We start from the raw sequence: 13373 nt of genomic DNA on the forward strand, positions 1-13373 counted from the left end.
GGCGCTAGTGAGCTAGCGTCCTCGTGGGATGACGTGGAGAGGGCTAGCGGCGCCGCTAGACCTAGCGCCGACCGGAGCTAGACCTAGCGGCTGGCTAGGGTCAGGCAGCTCGGCGGCGCTGGTTACGTTCCGCTACCGCTTGCGCGATGTCCTCGCGGTGGATGCCCTTGCGGTTCGCCTTTTCGCCGGTAGCCGGATCGGTCCCCCAGACCTGTCGGCCGACCGGGATGCCGTAGGGCTTGAGTGCCGCCGCGATCTGCTCCGGCTTCCATCCGCCGTAGACCTCGGGCCGCAGCTCGGCGAGCCGCGCGGACACCGTCTCCGACCAGACCTTCGGCTCGTCGGCCCGGACGACCGTGAGGATGTCGTCGAGGATCGAGGCGACGAGATCGGCGGCGGGCAGTTCGCCGGACGCATGCCCGGTGAGCGTGCCGCGCGCCTCCCGCGCGGCACGAGCGCGCGTGATGACGGCATCGACGTCGGCGAGCGGTGTGCGGTTGGTCCGCACCGTCAAGGCGTCTTCGACGGCGCCGGAGTCGTCGGCGCCGAGCAGGATGCCGACTCCCTTGTGCGCTCGCTGGAACCGCGACGAGTCGTGCCCGGCCGTATAGGTGCCGGATCCAAGAACGGCCTCGGACGACTGCCAGGTCATCGTCTTGAGTGCGAACCGCGTACCCATGTTGTCGCGCAGGTCGGTTGGGACGGCCTTGCCGTCCGGCTTCTGAGTGGCCAGCTCGATCATGATGCCGACGGACGGGCCGACCTTGCACAGTTCGGTCAGTAGCTCGACGATCTCGGCGCCGTGGATCGGGTGGCCGCTGTAGCGCTGGAACTCGTCGATTAGGACGAGGATCGGCCACAGCTTGAGCGAGCGCCGCTCGGCGATGGCGCGAGTCACCTTCGACTCGGGGCAGATGTCGGCCGATAGCGTCGCCATCGTGTCGTACCGACGGTTCATGTCCGCGACCAGCGCGCGCAGGTCCTCAACCAGCGCCAAGATCACCTCGTCACGGACGCCGAACCCGACGCGGTGAGCGACCCGCTCGAAGGCACGCCAGTCCTGCCCGCCCTTGCCGTCGTAGATGTGCAGCTCGACTATCGGGTCCAGCGCGCAGGCGAGCGCCGGCACGCGGGCGGCAAACGTCTTGCCCATCCGCGGAATCGCCCCGATGAGCAGCGACGTGAACATCATCAGCAGCCGCACCGGCCGCCCCCGCTGATCCTCGCCGAACGGGAACGGCTCGAAAACGTCCACACTCCCCTTGCCGATCAAGGGCCACAGACCAGAGGCCTTCGCGTACGGATCCTCGTCCGCGACCCACACCGCCAGCCGACGAGCGGACCCCGTGGTGCCCCGTACACGTTCCGGCCAGACCTGCACCTCGTCCAGGTCGAGCCCGGCTGCAAGGTCGTTGCGCTTCTTGATCGCCGTGTCAGCCTTGGTGCCGAACGGCAGGTCGATCACCGCACGCCATCCGGGGCCGTCGCGCATGATCGGCATTGGGAACGTGATGGGGTCGTCGGTCTTGCACAGGCCGGCCGCGAGGAACGCCCGCATGAGCACGTCGGCGGTCAGCTTGCGCACCCGCGGCTTGATGGCCGCGACATCCATCAGCGGCTTGTCCGGTGTCGAACCGATAACCCCGAACAGGACGATGACCGAGGCGAGAACGCAATACCAGACCCATCGCGAACCCAAGACGAGCAGAGCCGCTACGGCCGTACTGCCCGCACCGAAGGCGAGCGTCAGCAGCAGGGTCCGCAGCCGTACCCGCGCGTCGCGTTGCCGTGACAGCCGTAGGTAATCCTCGGCGTCTTCGCGGCGAACGGCCGCGAGCCGCACCGGGCGACCTTCGGCGTCCGTAGACCACCGGGCCGTGGCGGTGACGGCGCGCAGTGTGCCGCGCGGCGCCCGGAACACCAGCCGGCCGGCGTAGAGCGGCGCGCGGACGAGGTGGTAGGCGGTCACGTGTGCGTAGTGACCGACGAACCACCGTACGAAGACCAGCGCCTCGCTCCTGGATCGGAGCCAGGCCGGAACGATTGGCAACCGGGTGCCCCGCTCCGGCGGAGCGGAAGGCAGGTCGACAGGGAGCGGCTGGTCGCCGATCTCGTCGTGTTCGTCGTCGATGTCGGCCGACCATGTCTCCGGTCGCCGGTTCTTGCGAGCGTTGCCGAGATCGACCACGTCCGCTTCTGCGGCTGTCCAGTCGAACTCGCCATCGGGGTTAGGCGTTGCCATGATGGTTGTTCCTCCGGGAGGTTTGCGGGCCGTTCGGGAGGGCCGAGGCGCGGCCGATGGTTTGCAGGCCGGTGGGCCGCGCCTCGGGCGGATCTATCGTTCGAGATCGTCGATGACGTCGCCGTTGTCGTCGGTCAGGGTGGTGATCAGGCCGGGGAACGCGCCGACGTCGAACGCCACCACGAAGCCGGCCACGGCGGGCGGCAGCGTGACGACGACGTCCGCGCCGTCGGTCGTGTGGACCTTCGCGCGTTTCCTGCCGACCTTGGCGTCGGTCACGTCGACCAGGACCGTGCGCAGGTACAGCGCGACCGGACACGCGTCGAGGTCGCTCCGGAGGCCACGCCATCCGCCGTACTCCAGGAAGTGAGCGACGTCTTCGGCGTTGTCGCCGAGGGCGTTGAGGACCATCGCGAGTCGGTCCTTTGCGTTGTCGGACATGGCTTTCTCCCTTGACTCAGGCAGCCGCGGACAGGTGGCGCCGGACGGTGCGATCGGTCACGCCGAGACGCTTCGCGATCTCTTGGTTAGACAGATCCGGGTGCCGGGCACGCAGCCGGACGACCGCCGGGCCGGTGCCCCGTTTCCGGGTACGTCGCTTGTCCGGCTTGGCGTCCGGGCCGATGTCCGCCTTGCTGTCCGGGGCTTCGACCGATCCGGGGACCGGGACAGGTTCGTCGGCCACAACCGACTTGCTGTCCGCGACCTGGATGCGGCCGGACAACTCGACGAGGCAGATCGACGCGACGACGATCAGACCGTCGACGGACAGCGGGATCAGGTACGGCGCCGCTCCCACCTCGCCGTACCGGGACGCGACCCCGGCCATGTGCCAGTAGGACACCCAGGCGGCGATGCCGGCAATCGAGCTGGTCGCCGCGAGCCGCACAGCGGCCAGAGACCTGCGGTGCACCGGTACCCGGGAGATCAGCTCGACGGTCAGCAGCAGCGCCAGCGGCGGCCACGCCGCGATGGCCTGACTGATCGGGTTGGGCAGGGCGTGCAGGACGTTGGCCGCGACGGAGGTGGCAACCCCGAGGACCAAGGCTCCGCGTACGCCCCACCGCACCCGGATCAGGTGTGTCGCGGTCACTTGCTGCCGCCCAGCGACTGTCCGATGGACGTGAGACCGGAGCGAACGCCGTCGACCAGCGCGTGCGACGGCTTCGCGAGGACGCCGTTGCTGCCGGCGATGACCAGGCCGAGCATCAGCGCGCACACGATCGCGAAGACGATCCGGCCGCGTGTCTTGCGGTCGATGGCCAGCATGAACAGTGCCGCGATGAGGATCAGGGAGAAGATGCCGAGGCTCATCTGTGCCTCCTGACGTGACGGATCGGGTTGGTCGCCGGCATCAGGCCACCTCGTCGATCGAGCGGAGGTAGCGCTCGACGAGAGCGACCATTTCGCGCAGCACGCGGTTCTGCGCGCGGCGCAGACGGCGCCAGTCGAGCTGGGTCGGAGCCGGTTCTGCGGTGAGGAAGCGGATCTCTGCGTCGACCAGCGCGATCTCGGCTTCGAGAAGGCGTTGTACGCGCTCGATCGCTGCGAGGTGGGCCGGGGTGGGTTCATCGGGTACGCGGAACACAGGTGTCCTTCCGGAGGGATGCCGACCGGACAACACCGGATCCGAATACAACGTGGCGCTGTGTCCATGGGAGCGACGCTACAACGCGACGTTGTATTCGAGCAAACGGGGTGCCGGGCCGGGATCGTGATGGGGAGTGGTGGCCAGCCACCGGGCTGGCGGATCGCGTAATCTCGCCGGTGATGGCCGAAACGAGCAGTGAGCTGCCCCGTGACTGGTGGACGACTGACGACGTGGTGGCGTTCCTGGAGTCCGTGGGAGCGCCGATCAGTCCTGCCACCTGGCGGTCCTACGTGTCACGTGGCCAGGCGCCGGCGCCGGCTCGCACATTCGGGCGTTCGCCCGCCTGGCGGCCTGCGGTCATCCGGGAGTGGCAAGCATCCCGCCCGCGTCGCGGATCCGCTGAAGCCTGATCCCTCATCGGCTCTTCACCTCCTCTCGTCAGCGCTGCTTTCCGGTAAGACCAAGTCAACCGGGAAAGCCGTGCGCTGCCGATGAGGCAACAACCGTCACCGATGCATCTCTGATGCAGTTGTGGTGAAGTAGCGAGCCCCGGACGCCGCACTGGCATCCGGGGCTCGCCTGTATCTGTAGGCGTTACGTGCGTTCCAGGAGGACGACAGCGACGTTGAGCGCGTCGCGAAGCGACCGCGCCTCGTCGGCGGTCATCTGCGTAACAGCCGGCGCTGTTCCATCCCGGCCGGCGCTCAACTCGATCTCGTCCGTCCCGTCGCCGCGGACCACGTTGACGTTGACGGCAACATGCCCGCGAGGCACGTACACCTCCGCGATGTGATGCTCGTGCCGCTCGGAGTCAAGCCGGTGATCCGTTGTGCAGTAAAGCGGGCACTTCCGCCGACGCTTGGTGACTGACTTTCCGGCCATGTCTGGCCTCCCTGGTCGAGTGGCCTCAGAGGCGGAGGAGCGCCAGTGAGGCTGGCGTGATGAGTATGTCGCAAAAGATACAGACGTCTAGACGCATACGCCACTAGCCTACCCCCCGCCCATACCTAACGTGAGCATGTGATTACCCCGGATCGCGAAGGCGCTGCATATCGGCAGCTCGCCGGCATCCTTCGCGACCGCATCAGTAACGGAGAGTTGCAGCCCGGCCAAAGGATGCCCTCAGAGAAAGATCTCCACGACGAATTCGGCCTCGCCCGCGAGACCGTCCGCCGCGCCATGGCCGTCCTGCGCACCGAAGGACTCATCGAGATCCGCCAGGGCCACGGCACCTTCGTCGCCGAGGCCCCCGAGCGAGTCGAGCTGGCACCGGGCGACACCGTCACCTCCGCCGCAGCCGTCACGGTCACCCGCGCGAACGGCGACGTAGAGACCTACCCGACCGGCACAACTCTCGTGGTTCCCGACTGATCCATGGGATTCCGTCTGCGCCGTCAACCAAACGCGCAGCCCAAGCTGCCCTCGATCCGGCGAGCGGTGGCTGCCACGTGAGCCAACCAGCCAGACATACGGTCATCGATCAGTGGACCGGCCGCCACGCCACCGCACTTCAAGCCGCATTGCGCATGTCCCAGGACGAGATGGCCGCCCTGATCGGCGTAGCCAAGCGCACTATCGCCGCCTGGAGCGAACGACCCGAGATCGTCATCCGGCCAGAGCTGCAACGGGCACTGGACACCGCCTACAGCCGAGCCGATGAGGCAGCCAAGCTTCGCTTCGCCCGCCAGCTCAAGGCCGACGACGACGCCGAGGCCGCAGCTGCCGGCGGCACCGTCGCCCTGGCCGTCGCGATCGCCGTGGTGGTCAACGAGGCAGAGGTCTTGCTGGTCTGCCGCCGCGACGCCGACCCGAGCGGCATCACCTGGCAATTCCCCGCCGGCATCGTCAAGCCCGGTGCCAACCCGGCAACAGTCGCCGTCCGCGAAACCCTCGCCGAGACCGGCATCCATTGCGTCATCCGCGACGAGCTGGGCTCCCGCGTCCATCCGCTCTCCGGCGTCAACGCGAGCTACTTCCTCTGCGACTACCTCGCCGGCGACGTCGTCAACCGCGACGTCATCGAGAACACCAGCGCGCTATGGGCGCCCAAGGCAGACGTCACCCGCTTCATCCCCAAACAACGCATCTACGAGCCAGTCCTGCGCGCCTTGGAGAGCAGTAATGAGTGATCCCACAACCGACGACCGCCCACCCATCGCGGCCGCAGTCATCGTCAACGACGGCAAGGTCTTGATGGCCCGTCGCCGGGTGAAGGAAGGCCAGCTCTCCTGGCAGTTCCCCGCCGGCGAGGTGGAGCCCGGCGAGACTCCGAACGACGGCGCCATCCGTGAGGCCGAGGAAGAGACCGGCCTCACCGTTCGCGTGACGGGTGAGCTCGGCTGGCGAGTTCACCCCAACACAGGCCGGACCATGTACTACTTCGCCTGCGAGGTCGTGAGCGGCACCGCCTACGTCGGGGACGCCGAGGAACTGGCAGAGGTGGCGTGGTGCGACCGCGCCACCCTCACCGAGTACGTCCCTTACCCGTTCTACGAGCCGGTGCAACAGCACCTGGACGCCAACCTCCGCTGATGCCCGTCCGACTCAGGCCGTGCCGAGCAAATCCGCGAGCCGTGCTCGGACCACACCATCGTGGAAGTGGTCCGGCAGCGGAACGCCTCCCACCGACTGCCGTGACGACACCACGTCGTCCAGCGTCTTAGCCGGCAACCGCTCGGCAAGTTCAAGGCACTCAGCGGCAAACCGCCGAGCCTCACCGATCAGCCCCACCTCACGCAGCCGGACCGCCAGCGCGTAGGCGTACTCCGCCGCGGCCCGGTCGTCCTGGAAGTGAAGCTCTTCGTCGTACTGCTTCCGGATCTCGCTCAGCGAGGGGCGCTGAACGACTTCCTCGTCAACCATCAGAACAGGTACCGCTCGGCCACAGTCTGGTACTCGAACAACTCAGCACTGTCGAACCACAGGTCAAGCTCGTACTTCGCCTCTTCAACATTCCCGGAGGCGTGGATGAGGTTCGCCGCCACGGTGTGCTGGGCCTCGGTGTACGCCTTGGACGTGTGCGCGAAGTCCCCACGGATCGTCCCCGGCGCCGACTGGTTCGGGAACGTCGACCCTACAAGCCGGCGCACGTTGGCGACGGCTTCCACGCCCTCCAGCACCAGGGCAATGACCGGCCCGGTCTGCATGAAGTTCGCCGTCACGTCGAACACAGACTTCCCGAACCGCTCCTCCAGGTCGAAGTAGTGCTTCTTCGCCAGCTCGGCATCCATCAGCACCATCTTGGTCCCAACGACCTTCAGTCCGGCTTCCTCAAACCGCTGAAGAATCCGGCCAGCCAACCCACGAGCCACCGCATCCGGCTTCAGCAGAACAAGAGTCCGCTCGACAGCACCCATAACCAACGCTCCAAATTTCAAATCGGTTGATGGCAGGATACCTCAGACACATCCCGGACAATCCAGCGGCGTTCTTTACGGGCTCGCCAGATGCCTTGTCCCTATATCGCCGACCGTCTAGCCCGCTCATAAGTTCCGGCGTCTCCCATGGGCGAGGCAGCGACGTCAGCCAGGTTCGACAATTTACGACTTAACAAGTTCGCCGAGTCACGGAGATGCCGGATTTCGATTTGACGGAATGAACGTCAAAGCACGACTTCACTATTGCGGAAGGATTAGCCATGTGCGCCATTATCGACACGCCCTTTAAGGTGCGAGTCGAAATCGATACAGGCCCTCCGTGCATTCTTTCGGGCATGTCAATAGACATCACGACGAGCGCATTTCCTGGGATTCGCACGGTTGAATCGAATTCGAGCTCCATGTCGGAACGGCCACACCCCTTGAATTGAAGGTTTCCACGCAAGGGCTGCGTCAGCACAGGAGCCTCACTCGGTCGATCATGGAATATCTCCTCTTCATCGAGGTTCTCATCGACTTCCCCAACGAGGTCGTACTGGCCGTTGCTCCGACCCCTGAATGCCATCTCGCCGCGAATCCTGTATTCAATGCTCCACGGCGAGCACATGGAACCCAATCTGAAAAGCATTTCAAGGGATATCTTGTTGATCAACTCTTCGCGATCGGATTCGTTTCGCAGGACAGCGCGTATGCGATAGTACGAAGCGGTCGAAGGGATCGTCACTTGTTCAATTTGGACGGCGTGGCGAATCTTCTCCAATCTCGACTCTTGTGGAATTGTCACTACGGCGACAGTCAAGAGCGTTAGAGCCGCTCCGGACACCATGAGGGCAAGAAACCGGACGCCGATAGGCAGCGGAATCTGTAGCTGCATACGCTCTCGGTGCCACCATTGAAGCTCGGAATAGGGATGGGAAATCTGGATTTCTCGCTTAAGTGCAAGAGCGTGACAGGCTTCGACGAACGCGTTGACAAAGTCCGCCGAGGGGTATTGCTGGCCATCCAATACTGCGGTTATTGACTTCGGTAGATCCGGACGCCCGGGACACACCAGTTTGAGGTCCGCCTTGATTGCCGCTAGTGGCGGCTCACCGGCCTGAGCTCTAAGTCCCTGAAGATGCCTAGCAAAGGAGCTAAGTCGCTGCTCGGCGCGCCCGTTTGTTCGATACTGTTGGACGTAGGACAGCGTCGCCAGCGCGAGACTGGCTAACGACGTACCCATACTGACAACGCTCGAAGTCTGATCATTTTCCTCAAGGCTTCCGCGCAATAAGTGTGGAATCAGCCATAGAAGGAAGGAACCCAGAGCAACGATCGCGCTGACGATTGCCAGGTCTCTCCACTTGGGCCCCAATCTCGACACGCCAAGAGTATGGTCGACCTCCGGCTAGAGTGGGCGTCGGGGTCTGCGCCATCGCACTGCCTTGCCCAGGCGCTGGCGGAATTAGGTGATCAAGCTGCGGCAGGAATTCGGCAGCAACAGGACGCGCGCGAGGTCGCGAGCCGGATGACCAACTGCATGACTACCCGGGAAGCTCTGTTCGGACGTGTACGGACTCGGGGACCGCTACCACAGCTCAAGGACAGTAGGGCCTCAGAGCACGACCACAACAGGTGATCGGCACGGAAGAGATCGCGTGGGCCGGCGCTGCACTGTCTACCGACTACGTACCGGAGCCACCCGAGATGTGATCTCACGCAGCTGCATTTGCGCTGCTCAGTGGTATCTTGATGGTCAAGATGGCGTCGCCCTCCGGAGGCGAAAGCGCAGGTTCGAATCCTGCCGGGGGCACCAATCCAGCCAGCCGTTTCGGGCCCCTGAGCAGTGGAAACTTACAGGCCGGCCCCCGAACATCTGTCCGGCTGTCACCGGTCATTGCCGGCCGCCTCAAGGGCATCTGACCCGTATTCGGGCCGAAGTTTCGAGCACAGCCAGGGCGTTCATCCGACGCCGCAGCTCAGTCACGCCGCCGTCGAGGCACTTCGCGCAGCACGGCCCGCGATCTCCGCGGCCTCGCGCGCCTTGCGCAACGCGCCCGCCCACGTTCGAGCACAGAGCGGTCCTGGTGATTGCGCCGCCTGATGGCGTTCAGTTCCCGATGATGACGAACACGGGATCGAGGAATTGGTTGCAACCTTGATCGTCGGTAATGCGTGTAGTCGCCATGAGAGTCGCTACGGAGGGGCCCATGCCGGCTGATGAGCCCCCTGCGGACTTCGACACGGTGTACGCCGCCCAGTACGCCGACCTGACCGTGCAGCTGTACGCGTACTTCGGCGACCGGCAGGAGGCGCAGGACGTCGTTCAGGAGGCGTTCTGCCGGGCGCTGCGCCGCTGGTCCAAGGTTGCGCGCTACGACGACCCGGTGGCCTGGGTGCGCCGGGTGGCCTGGAATCTGGCGGTCAGCCGCTGGCGGCGGTCCCGGACGGCGCTGTCCTTCCTGCGCCGGCAACCGCCTCGCGAACCGCACGTGGAGGGCCCGACCACCGAGCGGATCGAGCTGGTGGAGGCTCTCGCGACACTGCCGCCGGTCCAGCGCCGTGCCGTGGTCCTGCACTACCTCGGCGACATGAGCGTGGCCGAGATCGCCGAGCGCGAGCAGGTCGCCGTCGGCACCGTCAAGTCGTGGCTGCACCGCGGCCGCGCGGGTCTCGCCGTCCAGCTGCATCAGCCCGAGCACCCGGAGGTCCGTCGTGCCTGACCAGCTGAGCCCTCTCTTCGACGACCTCCGGGGCCGGGCGCTGCCCCAGGTGCGGCCGCCGGGCCCGGACGCCGCACGCCGCACGGTGCACCGGCGGGCCACCGTCCGCGCGTCCGTCCTGGCCGCCGTCGTCCTCGCGGCGTTCGGGACCTTCGTCGTCACTCAGCGCACCAGCGGCGGCACGGTTCTGCCGGCGGCCTCCGCGTCGGCCGGGCCGAGCGCGTCGAGCGACCTCGAGCCCGGGCGGCTCGACGAGGCCGGGCCGAGCGCGTCGAGCGACCTCGAGCCCGGGCGGCTCGACGAGGCCGGGCCGAGCGCGTCGAGCGAGTTCGGGTCCGGGCGGCTCGACAAGGCCGAGGTCGCCGCCGCGCTGGTGCCGGGGGCCACCTACACCGACGAGATGGACGCGTCCGGCCAGAACGTGGAGCTGGAGGCCGCAGAGGGCCTCTACCGGTTGACGGTGGGCTGCTCCGGGCCGGCGAGTCTGCCGTTCACGATCATGCTGGACGACCAGGTCGATCAGGACGGCGTGCTCGATTGCACCGATGACGGCGAAGCCGGCGACTACGAGTTCACCATGCCGCGCGAGGGGACCGTAACCGTGGTGTTCGATCAGGGGGGCCAGTTCGACGCCTACGCACTGAAGTTGACGAAACTGTGAGGCGCTCCCGGCTGGCGGTGATCGACGGCCTCCGGCTGCTCGCCGCCCTGGCCGTCCTGTCGTTCCACTACACCGTCGCGTGGCGGATCGACGGCGTACGGGTGCCGGAGTATTTCTTGCCGACGACCGTGCACGTCACCGTCTACGGTCTGCTCGGCGTCGAGCTGTTCTTCCTGATCAGCGGGTTCGTCATCTGCATGAGCAGCTGGGGACGAACCCTCGGTCAGTTCTTCGCCTCGCGGGTCAGCCGGCTGTTCCCCGCCTACTGGGCCGCCGTCGTCATCACCGGCGTCGTGGCCATGGCGTACCCACTCTCGGGTGGCGTCACCGACGGTGACCGGCCGCGGCCCATCGACCTGCTGGTCAACCTGACCATGCTGCAGCAGCCGCTCGGCCACGGCGCGATCGACGGCGTCTACTGGACGCTGTTCGTCGAGTTGAAGTTCTACCTGATCATGGCGCTGATGCTCGCCCGCGGGCTGACCTACCGGCGGGTCGTGCTGCTGTGCGCGGTCTGGATGACCGTCGCCGTGCTGGTGCCCACGCTGAACAACCCGGCCCTCAACGCGCTGACGATCAGCGAGTACGCCCCGTACTTCATCGGCGGCATCGCCCTCTACCTCATCCACCGCTTCGGCCCGGCGCCGCTGCTTCTCGCCATCACCGGCTTCGCCTGGCTGGTCTGCCTGGCCCGCGTCAACGACCGGATGAGCGACATCCGCTCCGGCTTCCCGGTGCCGGCGTGGCCCGGCATGGTGATCGTCACGCTGTCCTTCGCGGCGCTCCTGATGGTCGCGCTCGGATTCACCGACCGCGTCCAGTGGCGCTGGCTCACCGTCGCCGGCGCGCTGACCTACCCTCTCTACCTGCTGCACTCCCGGCTCGGTCACACCCTCATCCGTGCTGTTCACGAGCACAGCACCGTGCCGGTCTGGGTGACGATCGCCACGACGACCGCGCTCATGATGGGCCTGGCCTGGCTGGTGCACCGCCACGTCGAGCAACCCCTGGCCCGTCCGGTGCGCGATCTGGTCCTGACCCCACCGAGGCCGAGAGATCAAGATCGGATCACCGCTCGAGTCTTCGTCCCGCCCCAACCGCGGCGGGTCAATGAAACACCTAGGGACGTTATGACTCGTTGACCGGGATGTGACCCAGGTAATCCCAAATGTCGCTGTTCTGCCGACCCAGAAGGGCACCGGGGAGCCGGCGGCGGCGGCGCCGGCGCAGCGTCGGCGATGGGAGCTCGACGCGCTCCGGGTGGCGGCCATCTGCGGGGTGGTCGCGATCCACGTCGTCGGGATGATGCTGGGCAATGACGATCTGGCCGGGTCGCGGCGCTGGTGGGCGGCCGTCGCCATCGATCTGGGGCTGGTCTGGGTGGTGCCGGTCTTCGTGATGATCAGCGGGGCGCTGGTGTTGTCGCCCCGGGCACATCAACGAGGGCCGGCGGTCTTCTGGCAGAAGCGTCTCGTACGCGTCATCCCGGCCTTGATCGTCTGGCATCTGATCTATCTTTTCGGGGCTCGGGCCTGGCTCAAGGGCGAGGAGCTGAACCGCACGACCGTGGTCGCCTGGCTGCTGGACGGAAAGGTCTACACCGCCCTCTACTTCCTCTGGCTGATCGCGGGGCTCTACCTGGTCGCGCCGCTGATCGCGGCCTTCCTCCACAGTGGTGGGCGGCGGCGGACGGCGGTGACGGCGGCGGCGGTGCTCGGCTTCACGCTGCTGGTCTTCGCCGCCTCGGGCGCCGCCGCGCTGAACGGGACGCCCCGGCCGATCGCGCTGGGCGCGCTGACCATGTGGTTGCCGTACGTCGGCTATTTCATCGCGGGATGGGCCCTGCACCGCGTCGTGCTGCCGGTCTGGGGTGTCGTCGCCGCCGCGGTGGCCGGCGTCGCGCTGCTCGCCGAGGTGATCTGGCAGTACGGCCACAAGCCGGCGTACCCGATCCTGCAGCAGCTCGTGCCGACCAGCTATCTCGGGGCGGCGACCGCGCTGGCCTCGATCTGCGTCATGCTCGTGGCGACCGGGCTGGGCCACCGCTTCGCCCCCGGCCCACGTGTCAGCAACGTGATGAAGAAGCTGTCCGACGCGTCGTTCGGGGTCTTCCTGGCGCATCTGCTGATCTTCGAGATCGTGCGGCGCCTGGTGCCCGCGGTGGCCGAGGCCGCCTCGTTGAGCGTCATGCTCGCGGCCTGGGCGGTCGTGGTGGTGGCGTCGTTCGCGGTGTCACTGGTGGCAGCTCGGGTCCCGTACCTCCGGGCCGTCTTCTGACACGAACTCGTCCGAGGCCGCCTTCACCAGCAGGGTGGTGGCCTCGGCGATGGTCCGCAGCTGATCTGCTGAGAGCCGGCTGAGTAGCTTTCGCTGTTTCTCCATGCCGGCGTCGAAGATTCCGCCGATGAGTTCGCTGCCCGCCTTGGTCAGGCCGATCTGGCGCACCCGCCGGTCGCGCTGGTCCTCGGTGCGCGCGACCAGGTCCTGGGCGACCAGACGATCGATCATTCCGCTCAGCGCGGCCAGGCCGACGCCGAGCATGCGGGCCAGTTCGCCGCCGGACACGGTGCGGTGACGGGCCAGCAGCATCAGGATCTTGATCTGGGTCAGGGTCAGATGCGAGGTGAAGAGCGGATCCGTGCGGTCGTAGGCAAACAGCCGCTGGAGCCGTTGCTGCGCGACCATAATATCGGCGATGAGCTGCTCGTTCTCGGCCACCGCGTTCTCCTGTGTCTCCGGCTGATGGCCGAATTGTGTCCAACTGGTGACGAACGCTACCAGCCCACCCCGGCCGAAAACC

General features: G+C 66.6%; 17 protein-coding genes and 1 tRNA gene. 8 read left to right on the top strand and 10 right to left on the bottom strand.

The window, feature by feature from the left end:
• Positions 1 to 100: 100 nt before the first annotated feature.
• The 6 genes from AB0M54_RS00930 to AB0M54_RS00955 all read right to left on the bottom strand — a co-directional run bounded on the left by AB0M54_RS00930 (position 101) and on the right by AB0M54_RS00955 (position 4607).
• Positions 101 to 2188 (bottom strand): cell division protein FtsK, encoded by a 2088-nt coding sequence (locus AB0M54_RS00930; RefSeq protein ID WP_364468404.1) that lies wholly within the window; start codon positions 2186 to 2188, stop codon positions 101 to 103.
• 147 nt (positions 2189 to 2335) lie between these two features.
• The gene (locus AB0M54_RS00935; RefSeq protein WP_364468406.1) at positions 2336 to 2683 is read right to left on the bottom strand and encodes a hypothetical protein; all 348 of its coding nucleotides are present in this window, start codon (positions 2681 to 2683) and stop codon (positions 2336 to 2338) included.
• A 16-nt stretch (positions 2684 to 2699) separates the two neighbouring features.
• Positions 2700 to 3335, bottom strand: a complete 636-nt coding sequence (locus AB0M54_RS00940) for a DUF2637 domain-containing protein (RefSeq protein ID WP_364468408.1) — start codon at positions 3333 to 3335, stop codon at positions 2700 to 2702.
• A complete protein-coding gene (locus AB0M54_RS00945; RefSeq protein WP_364468410.1) occupies positions 3332 to 3556 on the bottom strand; it encodes a hypothetical protein in 225 nt (74 codons plus the stop codon). The genes AB0M54_RS00940 and AB0M54_RS00945 overlap by 4 nt, the downstream gene beginning before the upstream one ends.
• 40 nt (positions 3557 to 3596) lie before the next feature.
• Positions 3597 to 3830 carry a DUF6284 family protein gene (locus AB0M54_RS00950; RefSeq protein WP_364468412.1) on the bottom strand — a complete coding sequence of 78 codons (234 nt, stop codon included), beginning with the start codon at positions 3828 to 3830 and terminating at the stop codon, positions 3597 to 3599.
• 597 nt (positions 3831 to 4427) lie between these two features.
• The gene (locus AB0M54_RS00955; protein ID WP_364468414.1) at positions 4428 to 4607 is read right to left on the bottom strand and encodes a hypothetical protein; all 180 of its coding nucleotides are present in this window, start codon (positions 4605 to 4607) and stop codon (positions 4428 to 4430) included.
• A gap of 246 nt (positions 4608 to 4853) precedes the next feature.
• Here AB0M54_RS00955 and AB0M54_RS00960 point away from each other — a divergent pair, with 246 nt between their 5' ends.
• The 3 genes from AB0M54_RS00960 (at position 4854) to AB0M54_RS00970 (ending at position 6365) form a co-directional block, all read left to right on the top strand.
• The gene (locus AB0M54_RS00960; protein WP_364468416.1) at positions 4854 to 5204 is read left to right on the top strand and encodes a winged helix-turn-helix domain-containing protein; all 351 of its coding nucleotides are present in this window, start codon (positions 4854 to 4856) and stop codon (positions 5202 to 5204) included.
• Positions 5205 to 5281: 77 nt separating this feature from the next.
• Complete coding sequence (locus tag AB0M54_RS00965; protein ID WP_364468418.1) at positions 5282 to 5962, top strand: NUDIX domain-containing protein; 681 nt, start codon at positions 5282 to 5284, stop codon at positions 5960 to 5962.
• Positions 5955 to 6365, top strand: a complete 411-nt coding sequence (locus AB0M54_RS00970) for an NUDIX hydrolase (RefSeq protein WP_364468420.1) — start codon at positions 5955 to 5957, stop codon at positions 6363 to 6365. Before AB0M54_RS00965 ends, AB0M54_RS00970 begins: the two co-directional genes overlap by 8 nt.
• Before the next feature lie 12 nt (positions 6366 to 6377).
• Here AB0M54_RS00970 and AB0M54_RS00975 read toward each other — a convergent pair whose 3' ends face one another.
• The 3 genes from AB0M54_RS00975 to AB0M54_RS00985 all read right to left on the bottom strand — a co-directional run bounded on the left by AB0M54_RS00975 (position 6378) and on the right by AB0M54_RS00985 (position 8573).
• Positions 6378 to 6695 (bottom strand): hypothetical protein, encoded by a 318-nt coding sequence (locus tag AB0M54_RS00975; protein WP_364468422.1) that lies wholly within the window; start codon positions 6693 to 6695, stop codon positions 6378 to 6380.
• Positions 6695 to 7189, bottom strand: a complete 495-nt coding sequence (locus tag AB0M54_RS00980; protein ID WP_364468424.1) for a nucleoside-diphosphate kinase — start codon at positions 7187 to 7189, stop codon at positions 6695 to 6697. The genes AB0M54_RS00975 and AB0M54_RS00980 overlap by 1 nt, the downstream gene beginning before the upstream one ends.
• Positions 7190 to 7379: 190 nt before the next feature.
• A complete protein-coding gene (locus tag AB0M54_RS00985; RefSeq protein WP_364468426.1) occupies positions 7380 to 8573 on the bottom strand; it encodes a hypothetical protein in 1194 nt (397 codons plus the stop codon).
• A gap of 351 nt (positions 8574 to 8924) precedes the next feature.
• Here AB0M54_RS00985 and AB0M54_RS00990 point away from each other — a divergent pair.
• The 5 genes from AB0M54_RS00990 to AB0M54_RS01010 all read left to right on the top strand — a co-directional run bounded on the left by AB0M54_RS00990 (position 8925) and on the right by AB0M54_RS01010 (position 12850).
• A tRNA-Arg gene (locus tag AB0M54_RS00990) sits at positions 8925 to 9005 on the top strand.
• Positions 9006 to 9399: 394 nt separating this feature from the next.
• The gene (locus AB0M54_RS00995; protein ID WP_364314782.1) at positions 9400 to 9912 is read left to right on the top strand and encodes a SigE family RNA polymerase sigma factor; all 513 of its coding nucleotides are present in this window, start codon (positions 9400 to 9402) and stop codon (positions 9910 to 9912) included.
• Positions 9905 to 10573, top strand: a complete 669-nt coding sequence (locus AB0M54_RS01000) for a hypothetical protein (RefSeq protein WP_364468428.1) — start codon at positions 9905 to 9907, stop codon at positions 10571 to 10573. Before AB0M54_RS00995 ends, AB0M54_RS01000 begins: the two co-directional genes overlap by 8 nt.
• Positions 10570 to 11715 carry an acyltransferase gene (locus AB0M54_RS01005; RefSeq protein WP_364468430.1) on the top strand — a complete coding sequence of 382 codons (1146 nt, stop codon included), beginning with the start codon at positions 10570 to 10572 and terminating at the stop codon, positions 11713 to 11715. The genes AB0M54_RS01000 and AB0M54_RS01005 overlap by 4 nt, the downstream gene beginning before the upstream one ends.
• Before the next feature lie 7 nt (positions 11716 to 11722).
• On the top strand, positions 11723 to 12850 hold the full coding sequence (locus AB0M54_RS01010) for an acyltransferase family protein (protein WP_364468432.1): 1128 nt from the start codon (positions 11723 to 11725) through the stop codon (positions 12848 to 12850).
• Here AB0M54_RS01010 and AB0M54_RS01015 read toward each other — a convergent pair.
• Positions 12806 to 13291 (bottom strand): MarR family transcriptional regulator, encoded by a 486-nt coding sequence (locus AB0M54_RS01015; RefSeq protein WP_364314772.1) that lies wholly within the window; start codon positions 13289 to 13291, stop codon positions 12806 to 12808. The genes AB0M54_RS01010 and AB0M54_RS01015 overlap by 45 nt on opposite strands.
• Positions 13292 to 13373 lie beyond the last annotated feature (82 nt).

It is taken from the genome of Actinoplanes sp. NPDC051470 (assembly GCF_040682035.1).
In the GTDB taxonomy this organism is placed as follows: domain Bacteria; phylum Actinomycetota; class Actinomycetes; order Mycobacteriales; family Micromonosporaceae; genus Actinoplanes.

Bases quoted from the DNA above. Each gene is read 5' to 3' on its own strand.
- AB0M54_RS00970 (WP_364468420.1), top strand. From the start codon at position 5,955: ATGAGTGATCCCACAACCGACGACCGCCCACCCATCGCGGCCGCAGTC.
- AB0M54_RS00995 (WP_364314782.1), top strand. From the start codon at position 9,400: ATGCCGGCTGATGAGCCCCCTGCGGACTTCGACACGGTGTACGCCGCC.
- AB0M54_RS00945 (WP_364468410.1), bottom strand. From the start codon at position 3,556: ATGAGCCTCGGCATCTTCTCCCTGATCCTCATCGCGGCACTGTTCATG.
- AB0M54_RS00975 (WP_364468422.1), bottom strand. From the start codon at position 6,695: ATGGTTGACGAGGAAGTCGTTCAGCGCCCCTCGCTGAGCGAGATCCGG.
- AB0M54_RS00980 (WP_364468424.1), bottom strand. From the start codon at position 7,189: ATGGGTGCTGTCGAGCGGACTCTTGTTCTGCTGAAGCCGGATGCGGTG.
- AB0M54_RS00935 (WP_364468406.1), bottom strand. From the start codon at position 2,683: ATGTCCGACAACGCAAAGGACCGACTCGCGATGGTCCTCAACGCCCTC.